The sequence below is a fragment of the Yersinia aleksiciae genome, assembly GCF_001047675.1.
Taxonomy (GTDB): domain Bacteria; phylum Pseudomonadota; class Gammaproteobacteria; order Enterobacterales; family Enterobacteriaceae; genus Yersinia; species Yersinia aleksiciae.
On the sequence record NZ_CP011975.1, the window covers coordinates 2,747,171 to 2,770,456 of the forward strand.

Genomic DNA, 23,286 nt, shown 5'->3' on the forward strand with positions numbered 1-23,286 from the left:
ACGGCGTTATTTTTCTCAAATCCCTCCGCCGGTTTTAACCGGATCAGGTTCGACGGGTGTACTCTCAGCAAAAACGTGCTGCGCCGTGGTTGATACAGCGTTGGGCAGTACTCGAAATCCTCACGTACTTCAAGTACGCTCCGGTTTCTCCGTGCTGTCCGCCACTGTCTGAACCCGGCTCGCTGTGTTTTTAACACTTGCGGCACCGGATTGAACTTGGCTAGCGATGTTCTTGCACCCCGTTGAGACGGCGCTATTGTAGAGACTAATTCGGACGGGTGAAAGTGGGTTTATGCCTCCGGTGGGGTAAACCAGGCGGATTTGAAGTCAAACCAGCCGAGGGTGTTCATTCGCACGCCACGCATACTGTGCTGCCCATATAATTCTAGCCAGTGATGGAACAGTGGGTGGAATTGATTTTGGCTAACCAGTCGTTGGCTCCAGTCCGCCATCGGCAGGGTATTATTGCGCCATGATTCTACGTCCTGATGCAGCTCGTCGTCGAGGCAGTGTTGCAGCAGCGGCAGCTCATACAGGGTGGCAAACAGCGAGAACTCCAGCGGCAGGTAGAAGTTGGCGCTGCCGAGCCAGATGTCGCTCTGCGCATCCCCTTGATACCAACTGACATAATCCACGGCCTGAATCACCAGCTTGACGCCATGGGCAGCCAGCAAGGTGGTCAGTGTTTGGCTGATGGCATCAAACTCAGAGTGCTCGCGGTAAAAGGTGAGGGTCAGTTCGGTCAACCCTTCCGGCTTGGGTTCCAGTGTGGTGAGCCGATTGTGGTGCCAGCGCGGCAACATACCGTAAGCCGGTGACCAGTAGCGCTGATAGAAGGGGTCGGCATGGCTGAGTAGGGCGACGGGGGTGATCAGCTCACAGAGCCAGCGGCGGATATCGGGATGGCGGGTTTGGGCGGATCGCTGGTCAAACAGCAAAAAGTAGCAGCCCTCTTCCAACCGACTCTCCAGCTCATTTTTACTGGTGTCGTCTGCCTGCAACTGCACGCCGGAATAGACCAACTCTTCAGACAACTCCGGCAGCACCCAGATATTGACTTCATCAATCAACGCACGGAAACCAAAATAGTTATCAAATGCCTGAATTTTCAATTGACTATGATGATTGCGCATCACGGAATAAGGGCCCGTGCCGATAGGGTGGCGCTGGAAATCAGGCTGGCTTTCCCACTCTTGCGGCAAAATCATGGCGTGCACACTGCCCAGCAGCCACGGCAACCAGTGGTCTGGGCTACTGAGATGCACGTCAATGACATAGGGGGTCGGTGAGCGCACCGCGGTGATATGGGAGAACAGAGGTTGCGGGATCAGTCGGGTCAGGCTGGTGATGACATCCTCCATCTCCAGTTCGCGGCCATGGTGAAAATGGATAGCGGGGCGCAAATAAAAGCGCCAATGCAACGGGCTGATGGCTTGCCAGTGATGAGATAAGTCGGGTTCGAGTTCCCCATTTTCCTCATTTATCCGCGTCAGGCCATTAAAGATCTGCCGAACCATGTGGGTTTCTGAGCGGCGCAGGGCGGTACCGGGGAGCAGGTTAGGCAGTGGGCGGTAATAGAGCACGCGCAGAATATGTTTACCCTGGCGGAAGCTGCGCCCTAGCTGGGATAGCAGCATTTGGCGCACCGCTTTTTTATCCCCCACCAACTGCACTAACTGATCAATATTGTCCTGTTCCAGTAACTCGTCGGCCCGCTGCTGTTGCAGTGCCAGCCCGGAATAAAGGAAGGTCAATTGTGAGCGCTTACCACGCCCCGCTTCCGCTTGCCAACTTAGCCAGCCCTCGTGCTGCATGCTGCCCAGCAAGGATCTGACATGGCGGCGTGAGCAACAGAGCACGTCAGCCAACTCCTGTAGGGTGGTCTCCGTTGGCTGGCCATTAAAACGTTGCCAGAGGCGAATAAACTGCTGTTGCAAACGTGAGGCAGACATAAAAGAGGAACTCCACGACAAATTTCATCAATTTTTCTTTCCCTATATTACGCAGATACTGGTTGCCATGGAAAGCGGGTTATCGCCGCGATGCCGATGCAGTCACAGCTAATGGGAGGAATAAGATGATTTTTAATTTGCAGCGCTATTCCACCCATGATGGCCCCGGCATTCGTAGTGTGGTGTTTCTCAAAGGCTGCTCGCTGAGCTGCCGCTGGTGCCAAAACCCAGAGAGTCGTTCACCGAAACCCGAAGTGTTATTTGACCCACGTCTTTGCCTGGCGGGTTGTGACCTGTGCCACCAGAGCGCCATCCAACGTATTGATGAAAAACTGGTTATCCAGCGCCAGTTATTGGCGGAAGCGGATATTCAGGCGCTGACCCTGCGCTGCCCCAGTGGCGCGCTGACAGTGTGCGGTAGCCCGATAGATCTCAATGCCACGATGGAAACCCTGCTGCGTGACTTACCGTTTTATCGGCGTAGCGGCGGTGGGGTGACCCTATCCGGCGGCGAGCCTTTTATGCAGCCTGAGGTTGCCGCTGAACTGTTACAGCGCTGCCATCAACTCGGTATTCATACGGCGGTTGAATCTTGCTTACATACGCCGTGGCGCTATATCACCCCAGCTTTGCCGTGGCTTGACTTGATGCTGGCGGACCTCAAACATACCGATGAGCGCCGTTTTCAGCAGTGGACCGGCGGTTCGGCCAAGCGGGTGATGGATAACTTCCGCAAGTTAGCTGCCGCGGGCACTCATATCACGGTGCGGGTACCGCTGATCCCCGACTTCAATGCTGATCGTCACTCGGTGCGAGGGATTGTCGATTTTGCCGCCGATGAGATTGGCGTGAAAGAGATTCATTTTTTGCCTTACCACACGCTGGGTATCAATAAATATTCGCTGCTGGGTGAAGACTATCTGGCCGCCAATCGCCCTTTGGACGCTCCTGATCTGCTGGCCTTCGCGGAAAGTTATGCCCGTGACAAGGGCCTGACCGCAATTTTAAGAGGATGACGCAATGACCACGCTCGATTTGGTAACCTTAAGCGAACGGACAAAACAGCACAAAAATGCCCTGATCCACATTGTGAAACCACCGGTATGCACCGAGCGGGCGCGGCATTATACCGAGGCTTATCAGCAACATCAGGATAAGCCCTTGCCGGTTCGTCGCGCACTGGCGCTGGCCCATCATCTACAGCAGCGCAGGGTTTGGATCAAAAACGATGAGCTGATTATTGGTAATCAGGCTAGCCAACTGCGCGCCGCCCCGATTTTCCCTGAATACACTGTCGGCTGGATCGAAAGTGAAATCGACGAGCTGGCTGATCGCCCCGGAGCGGGCTTCTCGGTCAGTGAAGCAGACAAGTCAGTATTGCATCAGCTGTGCCCATGGTGGCGGGGTCAAACCGTGCAGGATCGCTGCTACGGTATGTTTACCGACGAACAGAAAGCGCTACTGGCGACCGGCATCATCAAGGCAGAAGGCAATATGACCTCCGGTGATGCCCATCTGGCGGTTAACTTCCCGCTGTTGCTGGAGAAGGGCTTAGATGGCCTGCGCACCAAAGTCGCCCGTCGCCGCGAGCGCCTGCAACTGACCGACTGGAGTGATCTGCATAAAGAGCAATTTCTGAAGGCGATTGATATCTCACTGGCGGCGCTGAGCGAACATATCGAGCGCTATGCGGCTGTGGCGCGGCAAATGGCGGAAGAGGAGACACGCGAATGGCGGCGTACTGAGCTGCTGGCGATTGCTGAAAACTGCGCGCTGATTGCTCATCAACCGCCGCAGACCTTCTGGCAAGCTTTGCAGCTGTGCTATTTCATTCAGCTCATTTTGCAAATTGAGTCCAATGGTCACTCGGTCTCCTTTGGTCGCCTCGACCAGTATCTCTACCCGTGGTATCGCCGTGATGTGGAGCTGGAAAATACTCTCAGCCGCGAACAGGCGATTGAGATGCTGCATAGCTGCTGGCTGAAGTTACTGGAAGTGAACAAAATTCGATCCGGCTCGCACTCCAAGGCGTCGGCGGGTAGCCCGCTCTATCAAAACGTCACGATTGGTGGGCAAAAACTGGTGCAAGGCAAGGCCATTGATGCTGTTAACCCGCTCTCTTATGCGGTGCTGGAGTCGTGCGGGCGCTTAAAATCAACCCAGCCTAACCTCAGTGTCCGCTACCATGCGGGGATCAGCGACGATTTCCTTGATGCCTGTGTGCAGGTCATTCGCTGCGGTTTTGGCATGCCCGCTTTTAATAATGACGAAATCGTGATTCCTGAATTTATCAAGCTGGGCGTGGAGCCGCAGGATGCCTACGACTATGCGGCGATTGGCTGTATTGAAACTGCCGTAGGCGGCAAGTGGGGCTACCGCTGTACTGGCATGAGTTTTATCAACTTTGCTCGTGTGATGCTGGCTGCCCTGGAACAGGGGCGCGATGCCACATCCGGGCAGGTGTTCTTGCCGCAAGAGCAGGGGCTGTCGAAAGGCAACTTTACTGATTTCGCCCAAGTGATGACGCAGTGGGATCAGCAGATCCGCTACTACACTCGTAAATCCATCGAAATCGAGTGTGTGGTGGATACCGTGCTGGAAGAGAATGCCCACGATATCGTCTGCTCGGCGCTGGTGGATGATTGCATTGAGCGCGGTAAAAGCATCAAGCAGGGGGGCGCACGTTACGACTGGGTTTCTGGCTTGCAAGTGGGTATCGCCAATCTGGGTAACAGCTTGGCAGCGGTGCGAAAACTGGTGTTTGAACAACAGCTTATCGGCCAGAAACAACTGGCAACGGCGCTCACCAATGATTTCACGGGCCTAAACGGCGAGCAGTTGCGCCAACATCTGATTAATTCAGCCCCGAAATATGGCAATGATGTTGATGATGTTGACCAACTTCTGGTGCGGGCTTATCAGACCTACATTGATGAGTTGAAGCAATATCACAATACTCGTTTTGGTCGCGGACCTATTGGTGGCACCTATTACGCTGGGACGTCATCCATCTCTGCCAACGTGCCATTTGGTGCGGCGACCATGGCAACACCGGATGGTCGCAAGGCGCACAGTCCGTTGGCGGAGGGCGCAAGTCCAGCCTCCGGCACTGACCATCTAGGGCCAACGGCGGTGTTTAACTCACTGTCGAAACTGCCAACCGCCTCGATTCTGGGTGGGGTGTTGCTGAATCAAAAACTGAATCCGTCTACCTTGGATAACCCCCGCGATCGCGAGAAGTTGATGATGATGTTGCGTACTTTCTTCGAGGAGTATCTGGGTTGGCACGTGCAGTACAACATTGTGTCCCGCGAGACGTTAGTGGATGCCAAATTGCATCCGGATCGTTACCGCGATTTGGTGGTCAGGGTGGCGGGTTACTCGGCCTTCTTCACCGCACTGTCGCCAGATGCGCAGGACGATATTATCGCCCGCACCGAGCATACCCTATGATTAATTGTTCCAGATGATGTCTGTTGAGTGAAATGAGTCCTGCTGTGATATTGAGTCTAAAAATTTTCTGAGTAATGGTGTATTTCACCAGCCAGTAGGTTATTAACCCGCTGGCTTTTTTTATTACCCTTCGTACTTGAAGCTGTGGCGTTGTTAGCTTCACTCGTTACTCGGCCCATCCTTGGGCCTCACCTCTGCGAGGCCGCTGCAAGCAGCGTTCAAATCTGCTCCAGGCAAATTTGTCACCAGAATCACTTACTTATGTAAGCTCATCGGGATTAATGAGCCTCAAGGATGAGGCTCCCCCTACGGGCTAGCATAAATGCTGTTCAAATCGGTTCCCGATTTGTCGTTCGCTTGCTGCCTAGCCACAACTCCAATTACTTTGGGTAATATATTTTGCACTTGAAGCTGTGGCGTTGTTAGCTTCACTTAGTTATCAGGAAAATGATTTCTCCCATTAAAATTATGCTGCTTTATATAAGAGCTTCTGTAGCATAGAGAAATATTGTTATTTCTGGTGCTGGAACCTGAAATGAAATCTGCACTCACCTTTTCCCGTCGCATCAACCCGGTTTTTCTCGCTTTCTTTGTGGTGGCTTTTCTTTCTGGTATCGCTGGCGCGTTGCAGGCACCGACATTAAGCCTGTTTTTAAGCACCGAAGTAAAAGTTCGCCCACTCTGGGTTGGCCTGTTTTATACCGTGAATGCCATCGCCGGGATTACGGTCAGCTTTATTCTGGCGAAACGCTCAGATTCACGTGGCGATCGCCGCAAGCTGATCATGGTCTGCTATCTGATGGCGGTGGGGAACTGCCTGCTGTTTGCCTTTAACCGTGATTATCTGACATTAATCACTGCTGGGGTGTTGCTGGCATCGGTCGCTAATACCGCCATGCCGCAGATATTTGCCCTAGCGCGTGAATATGCCGACAGCTCGGCGCGTGAAGTGGTGATGTTCAGCTCTATTATGCGTGCGCAACTTTCATTGGCGTGGGTTATCGGGCCGCCGCTGTCGTTTATGCTGGCACTGAATTATGGTTTTACCCTGATGTTTAGCATTGCCGCGGGTATCTTTGTGCTGAGTGCGCTGGTGGTATGGTTTATTCTGCCGTCAGTGCCGCGCGCCGAGTCGGTGGTGGATGCGCCGGAGGTGGCACAGGGTAGCTTGTTTGCTGATAAAAATGTGCGACTGCTGTTTATTGCCTCGATGCTGATGTGGACTTGCAACACCATGTATATCATTGATATGCCGCTGTATATCACCGCAAGTCTGGGGCTGCCTGAGCGCTTGGCCGGTTTGTTGATGGGCACCGCCGCTGGGTTGGAAATTCCCATTATGCTGCTGGCAGGCTATTCAGTTCGGCGCTTTGGAAAGCGTAAAATCATGCTATTTGCCGTGCTGGCTGGCGTGCTGTTTTATACCGGATTGGTGCTGTTTAAATTCAAAACTGCCTTGATGCTGCTACAGATTTTCAACGCCATCTTTATCGGTATCGTCGCGGGTATCGGTATGCTCTATTTCCAAGATTTAATGCCGGGCAGGGCGGGCGCTGCTACCACGCTGTTCACCAATAGCATCTCGACTGGCGTGATTCTGGCAGGGGTGCTGCAAGGGATATTGACCGAAACTTGGGGGCATGATTCGGTGTATGTGGTGGCGATGGTGCTGGCGATTCTGGCATTGGTTACTTTTGCGCGGGTGCGGGAAGCTTAGCGCCCCTACTGAGGTTAAGTAGGGGGCATTTTACTCACAAAACGGGTTGGCGAAATAGAGCTAACCCCAAAAGTCATTAGCGTAGAAATTCAGGCTGTTGTTTTTCGTATGCGGAAATATGACTTTCATGCTGCAAGGTTAGACCAATACTGTCCAAGCCATTCATCATGCAATGGCGACGGAAGCTATCGATTTCGAAAGCATAACTGTTGCCACCGGCATTCACCGTTTGTGCTTCCAGATCGACAACAAATTGAATGCCTTCATTGCTCTTAACTAACTGGAATAACGTATCAATATCGGCTTCGCTTAAGGTGACCGGTAACAGTTGGTTATTGAACGAGTTGCCGTAAAAGATATCGGCAAAACTTGGGGCAATCACCACGTGGAAACCGAAATCTGTCAGCGCCCAAGGTGCATGTTCGCGCGATGAACCGCAACCAAAGTTCTCACGGGCCAACAAAATTGTCGCGCCTTGATAGCGAGGCTGATTCAGCACAAATTCAGGGTTTGGCACTTGGCCCGCATCATCCAGAAAACGCCAGTCGTTAAACAGGTGTTGACCAAAACCCGTGCGCGTCACTTTCTGCAAAAACTGCTTTGGGATAATCGCGTCGGTATCGACGTTCGCCGCATCTAAGGGTGCAACCAAACCAATGTGTTGAGTAAATTTAGCCATGGTGGAGTCTCCGGTTAGTGGGTGGCAGCGGTTAAGTCGCGGACATCAGCAAAGTGACCACTGACGGCAGCAGCAGCGGCCATCGCAGGGCTAACCAAATGAGTGCGGCCACCACGACCCTGACGGCCTTCAAAGTTACGGTTGCTGGTGGAGGCACAACGCTCACCGGGTTCCAGACGGTCATTGTTCATCGCCAAACACATTGAGCAGCCGGGTAAGCGCCACTCGAAACCGGCGTCGATAAAGATCTTATCCAACCCTTCCGCTTCAGCCTGTGCTTTCACCGGGCCGGAGCCAGGAACCACGATAGCCTGTACACCACTGGCGACTTTACGCCCTTGCGCGACGGCGGCGGCGGCACGTAAATCTTCAATGCGTGAGTTGGTGCAAGAGCCGATAAAGACTTTATCAATCGCCACTTCGGTTAACTTGATGCCGGGGCGCAAGTCCATATAAGCCAAGGCTTTTTCTGCGGAGGCGCGTTCAACCGGATCACTGAAGGATTCAGGTGCCGGAATAATTTGGTTCACGGCAATCACCTGGCCCGGATTGGTGCCCCAAGTGACCTGTGGGGCGATATCCGCCGCCGCTAAGGTGACGATAGTATCGAACTTGGCATCCGCATCTGATTTCAAGGTGCGCCAGTAAGCTACGCCTTGCTCCCACTGTTCGCCCATCGGGGCAAACTGACGCCCTTTCAGATAGTCGAAGGTGGTGTCATCCGGTGCCACTAACCCTGCTTTAGCCCCCATTTCAATGGCCATATTGCACAATGTCATGCGGCCTTCCATGCTCAGCGCTTCAATTGCGCTGCCGCAGAACTCCACCACATGACCGGTGCCGCCTGCGCTGCCGGTTTTACCGATAATCGCCAACACGATATCTTTGGCGGTGATCCCCGCGCCAACCTCGCCATTGACTTCAATTTTCATGGTTTTGGCACGGCCCTGTTTCAGGGTTTGGGTAGCCAGCACATGTTCGACTTCTGAGGTGCCGATACCGAAGGCCAATGAGCCAAATGCGCCATGGGTGGCGGTATGAGAGTCGCCGCACACAATGGTCATGCCCGGCAAGGTCATGCCTTGCTCAGGGCCAATCACATGGACGATGCCCTGGAATGGATGATTCAGGTCATATAAGGAGACGCCGAACTCAGCACAGTTCTTAATCAACTCTTGCATCTGAATGCGCGCCATTTCACCGCTGGCATTGATATCTTTGGTCTGGGTGGAAACGTTGTGGTCCATAGTGGCAAAGGTTTTACCCGGCTGACGTACCGGGCGACCCATGGCCCGCAAACCATCAAAAGCTTGCGGTGAGGTCACTTCGTGCACTAAGTGGCGATCGATATACAGCAATGGCGTTTCGTTGGGCGCTTCATGGACGATGTGCGCATCGTACAGTTTCTGATATAAGGTCTTGCCCATGTTAAACCCCCTCAGCCACAAATTTAGCGATAATATCGCCCATTTCATTGGTGCCAATGGCTTTACCATCACCGGCCAAATCTGCGGTGCGATAGCCTTGTTCCAATGCCTGATTGATTGCGCGTTCAATAGCGTCTGCGGCGTCATCTTTGCCTAAACTGAAGCGCAACAGCAGGGTTAACGACAAGATCTGGGCGATGGGGTTGGCGATGTTTTTGCCGGCGATATCCGGTGCGGAGCCGCCTGCGGGTTCATATAAGCCAAAACCTTGCTCATTTAAGCTGGCTGATGGCAACATGCCCATTGAGCCAGTGATCATGGCGCACTCGTCAGACAAAATATCGCCAAACAAGTTAGAGCACAGCAGCACGTCAAACTGGGAAGGGTCTTTGATTAACTGCATGGTGGCGTTATCGATATACATATGGGACAACGCGACATCCGGGTAGTCTGCAGCAATGGCGTTGACCACTTCACGCCACAAAATAGAACTTTGCAACACATTGGCTTTATCAATCGAGGTCACTTTGCTACGGCGTTTGCGAGCCGATTCAAAGGCGATGCGGGCAATACGTTCAATTTCGAAGCGGTGATACACTTCAGTATCAAATGCACGTTCGTACTGGCCTTGGCCTTCGCGGCCTTTCGGCTGACCGAAATAGATACCGCCGGTTAATTCACGCACACACAAAATATCGAAGCCTTTGGCGGCGATATCACTGCGCAGCGGGCAGAAATCTTCCAATCCTTGGTACAAGCGTGCAGGACGCAAATTGCTGAATAATTTAAAATGTTTTCGCAATGGCAATAACGCACCGCGTTCAGGTTGTTCAGCCGGTGGCAAATGTTCCCATTTAGGGCCGCCAACCGAGCCGAATAAAATCGCATCAGCCTGCTCACAACCGTTAACGGTTGCTGGCGGTAATGGGCTGCCGTGGCGGTCGATGGCCGCGCCCCCTACATCATAAACGCTGGTTGAAATCTTGATACCGAAGCGCTGGCGCACCGCATCCAATACTTTACTTGCCTGAGCCATTACTTCAGGACCAATACCGTCTCCGGGTAAAACGGCAATATGATAAGTCTTCGTCATGTTCACACCATTTCCTGATTATTTTGTTGCAAGCGCTGCTTCTCGATCTCGACCTGATGAGCGCGCCAGATGTTATTTAATACGTGAACCAATGCCTTAGCGGATGACTCGACAATGTCCGTTGCCAAACCCACGCCATGGAAGCGGCGGCCTTTGTGATCAACCACGATATCAACCTGACCCAGTGCATCTTTGCCCTGACCTTTGGCTGACAACTGATATTTCACCAGTTCGATGGGGTAGTCGGTAATGCGATTGATGGCCTGATACACCGCATCAACGGGGCCGTTACCGGTGGCGGCTTCGGATTTTGTCTCTTCACCACAAACCAATTTCACTGAGGCGGTCGCCATCACACTGGAGCCAGATTGGACGCTGAAATAGTCCAAGCGGTAATATTCGGGCTCTTCCTGCTGCTTATTAATGAAGGCTAAGGCTTCTAAATCGTAGTCAAAGACTTGGCCTTTTTTGTCTGCCAGTTTCAGGAAAGCGTCGTACAAGGAGTCTAAATTGTAATCTTTATCTTGATAACCCATCTCTTCCATGCGGTGTTTCACTGCCGCGCGACCAGAACGAGAAGTCAGGTTCAACTGCACTTGTTTCAGGCCGATAGACTCGGGGGTCATGATTTCGTAGTTTTCGCGGTTTTTCAGTACACCATCCTGATGAATCCCGGAGGAGTGGGCGAAAGCATTGCTGCCGACAATGGCTTTGTTACCAGGGATTGGCATGTTGCATATTTTGCTGACCAACTGGCTGGTACGGTAAATTTCCTGATGATTGATATTGGTATGCACCCCCAACATCTGATGGCGCACCTTAATCGCCATGATCACTTCTTCCAGTGAACAGTTACCGGCACGTTCGCCCAAGCCGTTGATAGTGCCTTCAACCTGACGCGCCCCCGCTTGTACTGCGGTGATGGAGTTAGCCACTGACATGCCCAAATCATCGTGGCAATGTACCGAGATAATCGCTTTATCAATATTAGGTACGCGCTCATACAAGTCAGTGATGATCCCACCGAACTGATAAGGGGTGGTGTAGCCGACGGTATCAGGGATATTGATGGTCGTGGCACCCGCCGTAATTGCGGCTTCGACGATGCGGCACAAGTTATCAATGGGGGTGCGGCCCGCATCTTCGCAAGAGAATTCTACGTCGTCGGTATAGTTGCGTGCGCGTTTCACGGAATGTACTGCCATTGCCAACACATCATCAAACGAGCGCTTTAACTTGGATTCGATATGCAAAGTCGAGGTGGCTAAGAATACATGGATGCGGAAAGCTTCAGCGATACGTAAGGCTTCGGCCGCGACATCAATATCTTTGTCTACGCAACGCGCCAAGGCGCAAACCCGGCTGTTTTTCACTTGCTGCGCAATAGTACGCACTGACTCAAAGTCGCCAGGAGAGGAAACCGGAAAGCCGACTTCCATTATATCGACACCCATTCTTTCCAGTGCCAGCGCGATTTGCAGCTTCTCTTTTACACTCAGGCTAGCCTGCAACGCTTGTTCACCGTCACGCAATGTTGTATCAAAAATAATGACCTGTTGGCTCATGGGGGGATTCCTTGTCGTGTTTACATTTGCGCTTAGCGGGTAAAAAAAAACCCGCGCATTTGCGCGGGCTTGTTAATCTTGATGACTGAATCAGTTCTGATTTCCGTCCACCAACATACCGCGCAAGTGAGATGCGTTTAGTAGTAGGCTTAGTAGGCGGGTTGTGTAGAACATAATTTTTCAGTTTCTCATTGGTTAAAATATTGCGTTGCCTAAATTGATACGTGAATTTTATGGTTGTGTCAATATTTGTTTGAAATGGTGTCTTCGACTGGTTGCGACAGTTTTGGATTCCTTGTTTTGATATAAAAAACTACTAAATAAAATAATTCAGGCTATTAATCTTATTTATGTTGCTTTGTCTTTTTGTTTGTTTGGCATAACCCTTACAATGCGGCTTATTGTGCTTTTCAGATTTTTTAAGGTGTTAATCACCTGCATAATCGAGATCACGCCCAATTTTGAATGTTATATTTAGATTTTGAAAGAATGAAGTAAGATGACTAAGAGCAATTTATTGATTATTAAGACTGGGAGGGGACACGTAATACCTTATTATAATTTTCTTATATGTTTTTAATATGAATATTTATTTACTTAATGAATGATGCTATTTATTTGTTTAAACTGTTATGCCTATGGAGTAAGATATTAATTAAGCTGAGTGAAATTCAATCATAATTAAACATATTCATGACTATAATTAATAACTAATAAGTTTTCATTGATGAATTTATTATTTATTAATGGCATAGTTGTTAATCATCCCATTTTATGATGTGATCATGCTATTGCTTTTATTATCGGTACTTATGATGTGATTGACTTTTATTGCTGAAATGAATTGGTTTTAAATATTATATGGGATACTTTATGTGGATGGCTTATTCACGTATTTATCTATAGGCATTATTAGCGGAAAATACATGGAGGCAATTCATATCTTTTCATTTATACAAGGATGAGACTCATTTTATCTTACAAGGATAATAATGAGAATATTGGTGTCGTTAATAGTAAGAATTCAAAGATATTTTAAGGTGGCTATAAATGTCTGCGGAGCTCTTTATATTAATCATGCCATCTGCATAAAGCTTAGTGGAGTTAAGCATGTCTGAACACAACTTAGTAACCAACAGTCAAGCAACTAAAAAAGAGTGTAGTGAAGTTCACTTAAGAAGTGTCGACCTCAATTTATTAACTGTTTTTGATGCAGTAATGCAAATGCACAATGTTACACGTGCAGCCCAGTCCTTGGGGATGTCCCAGCCTGCGGTGAGTAATGCAGTTGCTCGCTTGAAAGTGATGTTTAATGACGAGTTGTTTGTCCGTTATGGTCGAGGTATTCAGCCTACCGCCAGAGCACGCCAGCTTTTTGGGCCGGTAAGGCAGGCACTGCAACTAGTACAAAATGAGTTGCCCGGTGCCGGTTTTGAAGCCAAAAAAAGTGGGCGAGTATTTAATCTATCTATTTGTAGTCCTTTAGATATCAGGCTGACGGCACAAATAATAGAGCGCGTTAAGCAATTGGCACCCAATGTTCAGCTCATTATCAAATCTAATCTTAATGAGAATATTGAGCACCAGTTACGATATCAAGAGACTGAGTTTGTTATCGGTTATACAAAATTTGAACGTCCCGACTTTCACGATATATCACTGTTTGATGATGAGTCAGTGCTGGTCGTGTCTAAAAATCACCCACGCATTGATAATTCAATTACTCAAGAACAACTCATTTCCGAACCACATGCTGTCGTGTCATTAGAAAAAGTGGGTTCATTTAGTGAGCTTTATTATGAGTCTATTGTCAGCGCCCAAACTATTGCATATGAGAGTACGGATATGAATAGCGTGCTTAATATTGTATCTCAAACATCTTTTGTGGCAATAGCTCCCCGCTGGCTTGTTGAACAATACAGTGAAACCCTTAATTTAAAACTTGTCTCTTTACCATGGGGAAATAATATAAGTCGGCCATGTTATCTCACGTGGCATGAGTCTACTGATAGAGATAAAGGTCATCAATGGATGAAGGAATTACTCGCTCAGCTTAATACTCCTTTGTAATCACTCCCGTTAAGCCCTGCTGCTGAGATTATATTTTTATCAGTAGCAGGCAAGGGGGATATTTAATTTAACCTCGCTTTATTCCGCCTTTCATTACGTCATCCAGTAAAGTGTTCTCGTCTTGCTTAATCGGTGGCGCTGCCAGCGCCAATTGCTGTTTTTTTTGTCAAATTCAATTTCAGCTCACATTTCTAAGTTGAATTTTATTTGCCATAACCTATGGAGCAGGTAGACTGCGCGGAAAAAAAGTGAACAGATGTACGCTGAATGCCAACAGGCAAAAAGTTGCGGTACACTTTAATGAATGATTGATTAGCGAGCGGCGATGTTATGACCCACACACTAGAGCAATACCACCTTGTGCGCCGTCTGCGCCAGCAAATCAGTGAGCGTACTGAGCAGATAGCCTTTCGTGAGTGGTCGCCAGAAGGCGAAAAACAGCTAACTTGGCGTCAGATTGAGCGGCATGTTACCCAGATTTCTACTGCACTGCTCTCTTTAGACGCAGCAATTCAAGAGCGCATTGGGATTTTTGCCAATAACAGCATGGCTTGGTCGTTGGCAGATTTGGCAATTTTGCAATTGCGTGGGGTGAGTGTCCCCTTATATGCCACCAATACCACGGCTCAGGCCGCTTATGTACTCAATGATGCCGATGTGCGTATTTTATTCGTGGGTGGGCAAACGCAATTTGATGTCGCTATTACGCTAAAGCCAATGTGCCCGCAATTGACTCAGATTGTCGTATTAGAGCCCACCGTCGATTTACGCGGTTGTGAATATGCCCAGCATTTAGCCAATTTTGAGCAGCAACCCGATGCCATACAGCAGCATCTATTGACTACACGTATAGACGGTTGCGATTTAGATGACTTGTTCACGCTGATTTATACCTCTGGCACCACGGGTGAACCTAAAGGTGTGATGCTGGATTACCGTAATATGGCAGCCCAACTTCATCTGCATGATCAGCGCTTAACCCTGACAGTCGATGATGTTTCCCTCAGCTTCTTGCCATTATCTCATGTGTTTGAGCGGGCCTGGAGCTTCTATGTGATGCATACCGGCGCGCAAAACGTCTATATCAGTGATACGGATTGGGTGCGCGCGGCGATGCAGGCCGTAAAACCCACCGTCATGTGCGCGGTTCCCCGTTTTTACGAGAAAGTGTTCAGCGCCATCAATGACAAAGTTGCTTTAGCGAAGTGGCACCGCCGAATGCTATTTCGTTGGGCGATAGGCTGTGGCGAACGTAAATTCCAAAGCTTGCAACGCGGGCAAACAGTATCGCTGCTGTCTGAGCAGATGTATAAGCTGGCGGATCGCTTGGTACTGAGCAAGCTACGTGGGTTCTTGGGCGGAAGAGTGCGTTTTTTACCGGCGGCGGGTGCGCGATTAGATGATAATATCATTCTGTTTTTCCAAGCTATCGGCATCAATATTAAGTACGGTTATGGTATGACCGAAACTTGTGCCACGGTCTCATGTTGGGAGGAGAAAAACTTCTGTTTCGGCTCTATCGGTAAGCCATTACCGGGGATTGATGTCCGCTTAGGTGCTGAAAATGAGATTCAAGTCCGTGGTCCGATTGTCATGCGCGGCTATCTTAATAAGCCGCAAGAGACAGCAGAATCCTTCACCGAAGATGGCTGGCTCAAAACCGGTGATGCCGGTGCACTGGATGCTAAAGGTAATCTATTCATCACAGAGCGGCTAAAAGATCTGATGAAAACCTCGGGCGGCAAGTACATTGCGCCGCAAATGATTGAAGGCACCCTCGGTCAGGACCGTTTTATTGAGCAAGTAGCGATCATTGCGGATACGCGCAAATTTGTCTCGGCGCTGATTGTTCCCTGTTTCGAATCACTGGAAGAGTATGCGCGTTCGATAAATCTAAAATATCACGATAGATTGGAACTATTACGCCATAGCCATATTGTCAGTTTGTTCGAACAACGGCTAAAAGAGATGCAAAAAGAGCTGGCACTGTTTGAGCAGGTTAAGCGCTTTACACTATTGCCGCAGGCATTCACCATGGAAACCGGTGAGTTGACGCCAACCATGAAATTGCGGCGTAAGATCATTCTTCAGCGTTATCAGAATGAAATTGACTCCATGTACCGTGATTGATTCATCCTGCTTTTAACAGCGATAGCCTGTATCACCATGTCGATATGGGCTATCGCTGTTTTTACGTTCAATAGCCCTCTTTCTCTACCCATTTCTGTGTAGTACCTATCATTTTACCGAATCCAATGCATAAAATTCATCAGCCTGATTTAGTTCTATTATTGGCTATCAATGCGACGTAAAAAACAAGGCGTCAGATATCAAAGCAGTGTTTTATCTTTGTAACGAGGATAAATCCAGAGTGTGACTGACGGAATTGTCTTTAGGGCAGAGAATTGCTGTTTGCCTGCCAGAAATTCTGACGTTATGTTAATAAGTTAGTTACCCTAACAATAACAAACTAAGAATAGGAATAAGGGGCGTTGTGCCTTTCCTACAGGAACCCGTGGAAATGACTTCCCGTTATCCGATGAGCAAACTAAGCCTGGAGGCAAAACCCATGGAGATGTTGTCAGGAGCCGAGATGGTTGTCCGATCGTTAATCGATCAGGGCGTTAAGCATGTGTTCGGTTATCCCGGCGGGGCCGTACTTGATATCTACGATGCCCTGCACACGGTCGGTGGCATTGATCACGTGCTGGTGCGCCATGAACAAGGTGCGGTGCACATGGCCGATGGTTATGCGCGGGCAACCGGCGAAGTCGGCGTGGTGCTAGTCACTTCCGGCCCCGGTGCAACCAATGCGATTACCGGTATTGCCACAGCTTATATGGATTCCGTGCCGATGGTGGTGCTTTCTGGTCAGGTGCCTAGCTCGTTGATTGGTTACGACGCTTTCCAAGAGTGCGACATGGTGGGGATCTCCCGCCCAGTGGTCAAACATAGCTTCTTGGTTAAACGCACGGAAGATATTCCGACTGTACTGAAAAAGGCGTTTTATCTGGCCTCAACAGGTCGCCCAGGCCCGGTGGTTATTGACCTGCCGAAAGATATTGTCGGGCCGGCGGTCAAAATGCCTTACGCTTACCCTGAACAGGTTAGTCTGCGCTCTTATAATCCGACAGTGCAAGGTCACCGTGGGCAGATTAAACGTGCGCTGCAAACCATTCTCGCGGCGAAAAGACCCATTATGTATGTGGGTGGCGGGGCGATAAATTCTGCTTGTCACCAAGAGCTACTGGCGTTTGCCGAAAAGCTGAATCTTCCGGTCACCAGCTCACTGATGGGGCTGGGGAGTTTTCCTGGTACGCATCGCCAAAGTGTTGGCATGTTGGGGATGCACGGGACGTTTGAGGCCAATATGGCCATGCACAATACGGATCTGATTTTCGCCGTTGGCGTGCGCTTTGATGATCGCACAACCAATAATCTGGCGAAATACTGCCCGGATGCTGCGGTGGTACACATCGATATCGACCCGACCTCAATCTCGAAAACCGTCAACGCAGACATTCCGATTGTCGGTGATGCCAAACAAGTCTTGGTACAGATGCTGGATCTGTTGCCTCAGATCGATTGCGCACAAGATTTTGATAGCTTACGTGACTGGTGGCAATCCATTGAGCAGTGGCGTGCGCGCAATTGTCTGGGCTACAACAAAGAGAGCGGCAAAATCAAGCCACAAGCGGTGATTGAAACACTGCACCGTCTGACCAAAGGCGATGCTTATGTCACCTCTGATGTGGGCCAACACCAGATGTTCGCCGCACTTTACTATCCGTTTGATAAACCACGCCATTGGATCAATTCAGGCGGCTTGGGCACCATGGGCTTCGGGTTACCGGCTGCCCTTGGGGTTAAACTGGCGCTACCCGATGAAACCGTGGTGTGTGTTACCGGTGATGGCAGCATCCAAATGAATATTCAGGAATTATCCACCGCGCTGCAATATAACCTGCCAGTGCTGGTCCTGAATCTGAATAACCGCTACCTCGGCATGGTGAAGCAGTGGCAGGATATGATCTATTCAGGCCGTCATTCACAGTCTTATATGGATTCACTGCCTGATTTCGTCAAATTGGCTGAAGCCTATGGGCACATTGGTATTGCGATCCGCACGCCGGATGAGCTGGAGAGTAAGTTGGCTGATGCCTTGTCACAACTCTCCGAGACCAATCGTCTGGTGTTTGTGGATGTGACTGTCGATGAAACGGAGCATGTTTACCCGATGCAGATTCGCGGTGGTGGCATGGACGAAATGTGGCTTAGCAAAACGGAGAGGACATAATTATGCGCCGCCGGATTTTATCAGTTCTGCTGGAAAACGAATCAGGTGCTCTATCACGGGTTGTGGGCCTGTTTTCTCAGCGCGGTTATAACATTGAGAGTTTGACTGTTGCGCCGACCGACGATCCAACGCTGTCCCGAATGACCATCCAAACCGTGGGTGATGCCAAGGTGCTGGAACAGATCGAAAAACAGCTGCATAAGCTGGTAGACGTCTTGCGGGTCAGTGAGTTGGTTTCCGGCTCACATGTTGAGCGCGAAATCATGTTGGTGAAGTTACAGGCCAGCGGATACGGGCGCGAAGAAGTGAAGCGTTGCGCTGAAATCTTTCGTGGGCAGATTGTTGATGTGACTGCCACGCTCTATACCGTCCAGCTTGCCGGGACTAGCGATAAACTGGATGCATTTTTAAATGCTGTGCGGGAAGTCGCCGAGATTGTTGAGGTTGCTCGCTCCGGTATTGTCGGCGTGTCCCGTGGTGACAAGATCATGCGTTAATCATGGTGATTAATACTTATTATTAGGCTCGGCAGAGATGCTGAGCTTTTTTTTTCTTATTATTTAACCAAGGTAGCGTTATATGGCGGTTAAAGCGGTTGCTCAATAGCGAGTTCTGCGGTTAGATCTACAGAGCGAAATATCCGTAGTTAAACTATGTCTATAGATCTCATGGTTTAGCCATAACGCTCCGGTTTATCGACGGATTGAGAGATTCCGAGAGATTCTGAGGTATTTCGCTCTGGCAGACATCATGCCTTTCATTATTTTATTGGGTTTATAAGGGGTCAATGTGAAACTGGATGAAATCGCGCGTCTTGCGGGCGTTTCGCGCACAACCGCCAGTTATGTCATTAATGGCAAAGCGAAACAGTACCGGGTCAGCGATAAAACAGTAGATAAAGTTATGGCTGTTGTCAGGGAACATAACTATCACCCAAATGCCGTTGCGGCAGGATTGCGCGCGGGCAGAACCCGCTCGATCGGTCTGGTGATCCCGGATCTGGAAAATACCAGCTATACCCGCATCGCAAACTATCTGGAGCGTCAGGCTCGCCAGCGTGGCTACCAATTGTTGATCGCCTGTTCTGAGGATCAGCCCGATAATGAAATGCGTTGCATTGAGCATCTGTTGCAGCGTCAGGTTGATGCCATCATTGTTTCAACGGCTCTACCACCAGAGCACCCTTTTTATCAGCGCTGGGCAAATGACCCATTGCCGATAATCGCCCTTGATCGCGCCCTTGATCGGGAGCATTTCATTAGCGTGGTGGGGGCAGATCAAGAAGATGCACTGATGTTGGCGCAAGAATTACGAACTTTCCCCGCGGAATCGGTGCTGTACCTTGGCGCGTTACCTGAGTTGTCGGTCAGCTTCCTGCGAGAAATGGGTTTTCGTGAAGCGTGGAAGGATGATCCCCGTAAGGTCGATTACCTCTATGCCAACAGCTACGAACGCGAAGCAGCCGGTGTGCTGTTTGCCGAGTGGCTAAAGACCCACCCGATGCCACAGGCGCTGTTTACCACCTCATTCCAGCTGTTACAGGGCGTTATGGACGTTACTTTAAAGCAGAGTGGGCGCTTACCTAGCAATCTGGCGATCGCCACTTTTGGTGATAACGAACTGCTCGATTTCCTTGAATGTCCGGTACTGGCGGTCGCACAGCGTCACCGAGATGTGGCTGAGCGGGTGTTGGAATTGGTATTAGCCAGTTTGGACGAGCCGCATAAGCCGAAGCCGGGCTTAACGCGGATCCGCCGTAATTTGTTCCGCCGTGGCAGTTTGAGTCGTAAATAACCTGTTATCACAAATCAGGGTGTCGAGTGCACCCTGATTGCTGTTTACTTGTGTAATTCACCCGTCATTAGACGTAGCCGGCAACGCGGAACAACCTCCGGCAATACTCCAAAAAGTAGCCATACGCTACCCCCATTGCCATGGAAACTAACGCGTTACTGGTCACTGCCGTGGTGATTTGCTCTAAATCAGCCCCTACTGACCACAAAATCAGCGCATAGACCGGTGACTGGAAACTGACGTATGCCAGTAGGTCTGCCAGATTTTTCGCCCAAAAATGTTCCCCAGCATACCGATGCGCAAAGCGGATAAAGGCATCCCGATACACACCATAAGGCCAGGCGATAAGGATATTGACCGGTATTGAAACCAAGCGAGAAGAGAGCGACTGCTGGAAGGTCATTCCCGAGATCACTATTTCAATTATCATGCCGATGACAAAGCAATACACCACGAGAGCGAAAGTATCGGCTGCGGCACTACGCAGACGGGACCCAGTTGAAAACATTGTCATTAACTCCCTACTTGGGGTAAAAATCTGCCAAAACGCCAATCAATAAGATTATTAGCAGGGTTTATGTGTTGCTCATCATTTGAATACTAGTCGATTGTATTGTGTTTTTGCTTTTTGTGTAGTTTACAGTGCTATTGTTGGTAATATAACCAGCTCAAAATTTTTATTTTTAACATTTGACTGATTTTTATACTTTCTACTGCGAGGAATAGGGCTTTCGGTGGTTTTTAAAATGGTGATGAATCTGTTTCCTATTTAAAAACAAAAAGTTATGATTTTGCTTTGGTGGTGAGAAAAAAGCATGCAATCTAAGTCAAATTTAAAATAATCGATGAGAAAAAAACTATTTTGCGCTATTTCCCTAATTTAAGATTTATCTGTCTGAAGACATTCATATTTCAGCGATGCCCCAAAATATGTACCCATAATTTATTTCAAAATAGATTAATCCTTGCGGCTTAATTGAAGTAAAATGCAGCGCCGATAACACTTGTTGTTTTCAAGGGTATTATTGTTTTGTCGTGTATTTTGCCGCCGATTTCCGTTGTTTTTCCTTAGAGAAGCCAGCAGACGCGGGTTTTGTACTCAGGCTGTCGAATTTTAGACCGTACGCTTTTCATACTGAAAATGAGACATTCCTTGCAGAAGGAAATAATGAGACAATTAATCGACAATTAATTATTTATTTAAGTAGCTGGAATTACTGGCGGAAAAATAGCCCGTTAATCATGACGTTAATTTCTATTTCAAGCCCTAAAATAGCCCCTTCTACGAGATATATCTCAAAAACGGCCCATAAATATTGTCAAAGCGCCTTGGCTCTGGCTTGACAAGGTTTTCATACCATCCGTAAACTCTTTAATGTGGGGATTTGTGGGGTAAAGTGGCGAATTGGGTCATGAAGGGGTAACTCAGTCATGTTTCGTGGGGCAACGATGGTTAACCTCGACAGCAAAGGGCGGCTCGCCGTACCTACCCGTTATCGGGATTTGCTGAACGAGGAATCGCAGGGCCAGATGGTCTGTACCATAGACCTTCACCAACCATGCCTGTTGCTTTATCCACTCCCTGAATGGGAAATCATAGAACAAAAATTATCTCGTCTGTCGAGCATGAACCCGGCTGAGCGTCGGGTTCAACGTTTGCTGTTAGGGCATGCCAGTGAATGTCAGATGGATGGCGCTGGGCGCTTACTGATTGCAGGAACATTGCGTCAGCACGCCGGGCTGAATAAAGAAGTGATGCTGGTTGGGCAGTTCAATAAGTTTGAGCTGTGGGATGAACAGACCTGGTATCAACAAGTCAAGGATGACATCGACGCAGAACAGTCCACTCAGGAACCACTGTCTGAGCGGCTACAGGACTTATCGCTATAAGCATGGTAGATAACAAAAAAATTGTAGATAACAACTACAAGCACACCAGCGTATTGCTGGATGAGGCCGTAAATGGCCTGAATATCCGCGATAACGGCATCTATATTGACGGAACTTTTGGCCGTGGTGGCCATTCGCGTCTTATTTTGTCCCAACTTGGGCCAGAAGGGCGCTTGATAGCGATCGATCGTGACCCACAAGCGATTGAAGCAGCAAAATCTATTACTGATCCACGTTTCTCTATCGTACACGGTCCTTTTTCCGAATTGGCGCATTATGTGCGGGAATTGGATTTAGTTGGCCGGATTGACGGCATTTTGCTGGATCTCGGTGTGTCATCCCCGCAACTGGATGATCCCGAACGCGGTTTCTCTTTCATGCGTGACGGGCCGCTGGATATGCGGATGGACCCTACCCGTGGATTATCTGCCGCCGAATGGCTGATGAAAGCCAGCGCCGATGATATCGCTTGGGTGCTAAAAACTTTTGGCGAAGAGCGTTTCGCCAAGCGTCTGGCCAAGGCCATTGTTGAGCGTAACCTCACGCAGCCGATGACTCGCACTAAAGAGTTGGCTGATTTGATTGCTAACGCCAGCCCATTCCGCGAAAAGCATAAACACCCGGCGACCCGCAGTTTCCAGGCTATCCGCATCTATATCAACAGTGAGTTAGAAGAGATTGAGCGCGCACTGGATGGTGCCCATGAAGTGCTGGCACCTGAAGGCCGTTTGTCAGTGATTAGCTTCCACTCTCTTGAAGACCGCATTGTGAAGAACTTTATTCGTCAGCGCAGTCGTGGGCCACAGGTTCCAGCCGGATTGCCATTGACGGAAGCACAGTTACGCAGCATGGGTGGGCGCACAATGAAATCCATTGGCAAGATGATGCCAGCGGATGCCGAAGTGGCTGAAAACCCACGGGCACGTAGCTCAGTATTACGCTTTGCCGAGAGGATTAAAGAGTGATAGGCAACGAACGCCACGGTTTAGTTGGGGTTATCGGCGGGGACTTACTCCGCAATGCGAAGATCCCGTTAATTTTACTGGTCGCGGTGTTGGTGTCTGCCATTTTTGTTGTGACGACCGCCCATCGTACGCGCTTGTTAACCGCTGAGCGTGAGCAGTTGGTGCTGGAGCGGGATGCGCTGGATATTGAGTGGCGCAACCTGATTCTGGAAGAGAACGCATTGGGTGACCACAGCCGTGTTGAAAGTATCGCAACTGACAAGCTGAAGATGCAACATGTTGATCCTTCACAAGAAAATATTGTGGTTCAGCAGTAGGTTTTTCTAAAGCAATAGGTTTTTCTAATAATAAAAGGAACTAGTCGCCATCATGATTCTACGTTGC

Annotated in this window: 17 protein-coding genes, 1 other RNA gene and 1 riboswitch; of the genes, 12 read left to right on the top strand and 6 right to left on the bottom strand. The window is 49.4% G+C overall.

Translation table 11 applies throughout. The features are described from left to right. Positions 1-3 precede the first annotated feature (3 nt). Positions 4-98, bottom strand: a riboswitch (TPP riboswitch). A gap of 24 nt (positions 99-122) precedes the next feature. Next, positions 123-196, top strand: a non-coding RNA gene (locus ACZ76_RS18485) — sX9 sRNA. Positions 197-290: 94 nt separating this feature from the next. On the opposite strand, the gene sgrR is transcribed toward ACZ76_RS18485, so the two are convergent. Then, complete coding sequence (gene sgrR / locus ACZ76_RS12360) at positions 291-1,952, bottom strand: HTH-type transcriptional regulator SgrR (RefSeq protein ID WP_048619193.1); 1,662 nt, start codon at positions 1,950-1,952, stop codon at positions 291-293. 125 nt (positions 1,953-2,077) lie between these two features. Between sgrR and ACZ76_RS12365 the strand changes: the two genes are divergently transcribed. From ACZ76_RS12365 to ACZ76_RS12375, 3 genes are all read left to right on the top strand, one after another. Continuing rightward, positions 2,078-2,968 (top strand): glycyl-radical enzyme activating protein, encoded by an 891-nt coding sequence (locus ACZ76_RS12365; RefSeq protein WP_048619194.1) that lies wholly within the window; start codon positions 2,078-2,080, stop codon positions 2,966-2,968. A 4-nt stretch (positions 2,969-2,972) separates the two neighbouring features. Beyond that, positions 2,973-5,405: a formate C-acetyltransferase/glycerol dehydratase family glycyl radical enzyme gene (locus tag ACZ76_RS12370; RefSeq protein ID WP_048619195.1), complete on the top strand. Its 2,433-nt coding sequence runs from the start codon at positions 2,973-2,975 to the stop codon at positions 5,403-5,405. Between the two features lie 535 nt (positions 5,406-5,940). Further along, on the top strand, positions 5,941-7,122 hold the full coding sequence (locus ACZ76_RS12375; protein ID WP_048620282.1) for a sugar efflux transporter: 1,182 nt from the start codon (positions 5,941-5,943) through the stop codon (positions 7,120-7,122). A gap of 76 nt (positions 7,123-7,198) precedes the next feature. Here the strand turns inward: ACZ76_RS12375 and leuD are convergent, their stop codons facing one another. Genes leuD through leuA form a run of 4 tightly spaced genes read right to left on the bottom strand, consistent with a single transcriptional unit; the run spans position 7,199 to position 11,886 of the window. Then, on the bottom strand, positions 7,199-7,801 hold the full coding sequence (gene leuD / locus ACZ76_RS12380) for a 3-isopropylmalate dehydratase small subunit (protein ID WP_048619196.1): 603 nt from the start codon (positions 7,799-7,801) through the stop codon (positions 7,199-7,201). A gap of 14 nt (positions 7,802-7,815) precedes the next feature. After that, positions 7,816-9,228 carry a 3-isopropylmalate dehydratase large subunit gene (leuC, locus tag ACZ76_RS12385; protein WP_048619197.1) on the bottom strand — a complete coding sequence of 471 codons (1,413 nt, stop codon included), beginning with the start codon at positions 9,226-9,228 and terminating at the stop codon, positions 7,816-7,818. Between the two features lies 1 nt (position 9,229). Beyond that, entirely contained in the window at positions 9,230-10,321 is a 1,092-nt protein-coding gene (gene leuB, locus ACZ76_RS12390; protein WP_048619198.1) for a 3-isopropylmalate dehydrogenase, read from the bottom strand. 2 nt (positions 10,322-10,323) lie between these two features. Further along, positions 10,324-11,886, bottom strand: coding sequence for a 2-isopropylmalate synthase (gene leuA / locus ACZ76_RS12395; protein WP_048619199.1), 1,563 nt, complete (start codon positions 11,884-11,886; stop codon positions 10,324-10,326). Positions 11,887-12,996: 1,110 nt separating this feature from the next. Here leuA and leuO point away from each other — a divergent pair. The 5 genes from leuO (at position 12,997) to cra (ending at position 20,047) form a co-directional block, all read left to right on the top strand. Beyond that, positions 12,997-13,956 (top strand): transcriptional regulator LeuO, encoded by a 960-nt coding sequence (gene leuO / locus ACZ76_RS12400; RefSeq protein ID WP_048619200.1) that lies wholly within the window; start codon positions 12,997-12,999, stop codon positions 13,954-13,956. 330 nt (positions 13,957-14,286) lie between these two features. Then, the gene (locus ACZ76_RS12405) at positions 14,287-16,086 is read left to right on the top strand and encodes an AMP-dependent synthetase/ligase (protein WP_048619201.1); all 1,800 of its coding nucleotides are present in this window, start codon (positions 14,287-14,289) and stop codon (positions 16,084-16,086) included. A 439-nt stretch (positions 16,087-16,525) separates the two neighbouring features. Further along, complete coding sequence (gene ilvI, locus ACZ76_RS12410; protein ID WP_048620283.1) at positions 16,526-18,253, top strand: acetolactate synthase 3 large subunit; 1,728 nt, start codon at positions 16,526-16,528, stop codon at positions 18,251-18,253. Positions 18,254-18,255: 2 nt separating this feature from the next. Then, complete coding sequence (gene ilvN, locus ACZ76_RS12415; RefSeq protein WP_004388986.1) at positions 18,256-18,750, top strand: acetolactate synthase small subunit; 495 nt, start codon at positions 18,256-18,258, stop codon at positions 18,748-18,750. A 292-nt stretch (positions 18,751-19,042) separates the two neighbouring features. After that, positions 19,043-20,047: a catabolite repressor/activator gene (cra, locus tag ACZ76_RS12420; RefSeq protein ID WP_004875570.1), complete on the top strand. Its 1,005-nt coding sequence runs from the start codon at positions 19,043-19,045 to the stop codon at positions 20,045-20,047. A gap of 67 nt (positions 20,048-20,114) precedes the next feature. Here the strand turns inward: cra and ACZ76_RS12425 are convergent, their stop codons facing one another. Then, positions 20,115-20,555, bottom strand: coding sequence for an L-alanine exporter AlaE (locus tag ACZ76_RS12425; protein WP_048619202.1), 441 nt, complete (start codon positions 20,553-20,555; stop codon positions 20,115-20,117). A 923-nt stretch (positions 20,556-21,478) separates the two neighbouring features. Between ACZ76_RS12425 and mraZ the strand changes: the two genes are divergently transcribed. The 3 genes from mraZ to ftsL are packed head-to-tail and all read left to right on the top strand — an operon-like array spanning position 21,479 to position 23,219. Beyond that, entirely contained in the window at positions 21,479-21,937 is a 459-nt protein-coding gene (gene mraZ, locus ACZ76_RS12430; RefSeq protein ID WP_004875568.1) for a division/cell wall cluster transcriptional repressor MraZ, read from the top strand. A 2-nt stretch (positions 21,938-21,939) separates the two neighbouring features. After that, positions 21,940-22,902 carry a 16S rRNA (cytosine(1402)-N(4))-methyltransferase RsmH gene (gene rsmH / locus ACZ76_RS12435; RefSeq protein ID WP_048619203.1) on the top strand — a complete coding sequence of 321 codons (963 nt, stop codon included), beginning with the start codon at positions 21,940-21,942 and terminating at the stop codon, positions 22,900-22,902. Continuing rightward, positions 22,899-23,219: a cell division protein FtsL gene (gene ftsL / locus ACZ76_RS12440; RefSeq protein ID WP_032814710.1), complete on the top strand. Its 321-nt coding sequence runs from the start codon at positions 22,899-22,901 to the stop codon at positions 23,217-23,219. The genes rsmH and ftsL overlap by 4 nt, the downstream gene beginning before the upstream one ends. The last annotated feature ends 67 nt before the right edge of the window (positions 23,220-23,286 follow it).

Excerpts from the sequence above, each read along its gene's own strand:
- leuO (WP_048619200.1), top strand. The coding sequence starts at position 12,997 with ATGTCTGAACACAACTTAGTAACCAACAGTCAAGCAACTAAAAAAGAG.
- ACZ76_RS12375 (WP_048620282.1), top strand. The coding sequence starts at position 5,941 with ATGAAATCTGCACTCACCTTTTCCCGTCGCATCAACCCGGTTTTTCTC.
- leuB (WP_048619198.1), bottom strand. The coding sequence starts at position 10,321 with ATGACGAAGACTTATCATATTGCCGTTTTACCCGGAGACGGTATTGGT.
- ACZ76_RS12405 (WP_048619201.1), top strand. The coding sequence starts at position 14,287 with ATGACCCACACACTAGAGCAATACCACCTTGTGCGCCGTCTGCGCCAG.
- ACZ76_RS12425 (WP_048619202.1), bottom strand. The coding sequence starts at position 20,555 with ATGTTTTCAACTGGGTCCCGTCTGCGTAGTGCCGCAGCCGATACTTTC.
- ACZ76_RS12365 (WP_048619194.1), top strand. The coding sequence starts at position 2,078 with ATGATTTTTAATTTGCAGCGCTATTCCACCCATGATGGCCCCGGCATT.
- rsmH (WP_048619203.1), top strand. The coding sequence starts at position 21,940 with ATGGTAGATAACAAAAAAATTGTAGATAACAACTACAAGCACACCAGC.
- ACZ76_RS12370 (WP_048619195.1), top strand. The coding sequence starts at position 2,973 with ATGACCACGCTCGATTTGGTAACCTTAAGCGAACGGACAAAACAGCAC.
- leuD (WP_048619196.1), bottom strand. The coding sequence starts at position 7,801 with ATGGCTAAATTTACTCAACACATTGGTTTGGTTGCACCCTTAGATGCG.
- sgrR (WP_048619193.1), bottom strand. The coding sequence starts at position 1,952 with ATGTCTGCCTCACGTTTGCAACAGCAGTTTATTCGCCTCTGGCAACGT.
- leuA (WP_048619199.1), bottom strand. The coding sequence starts at position 11,886 with ATGAGCCAACAGGTCATTATTTTTGATACAACATTGCGTGACGGTGAA.
- leuC (WP_048619197.1), bottom strand. The coding sequence starts at position 9,228 with ATGGGCAAGACCTTATATCAGAAACTGTACGATGCGCACATCGTCCAT.
- ilvN (WP_004388986.1), top strand. The coding sequence starts at position 18,256 with ATGCGCCGCCGGATTTTATCAGTTCTGCTGGAAAACGAATCAGGTGCT.
- mraZ (WP_004875568.1), top strand. The coding sequence starts at position 21,479 with ATGTTTCGTGGGGCAACGATGGTTAACCTCGACAGCAAAGGGCGGCTC.
- ilvI (WP_048620283.1), top strand. The coding sequence starts at position 16,526 with ATGGAGATGTTGTCAGGAGCCGAGATGGTTGTCCGATCGTTAATCGAT.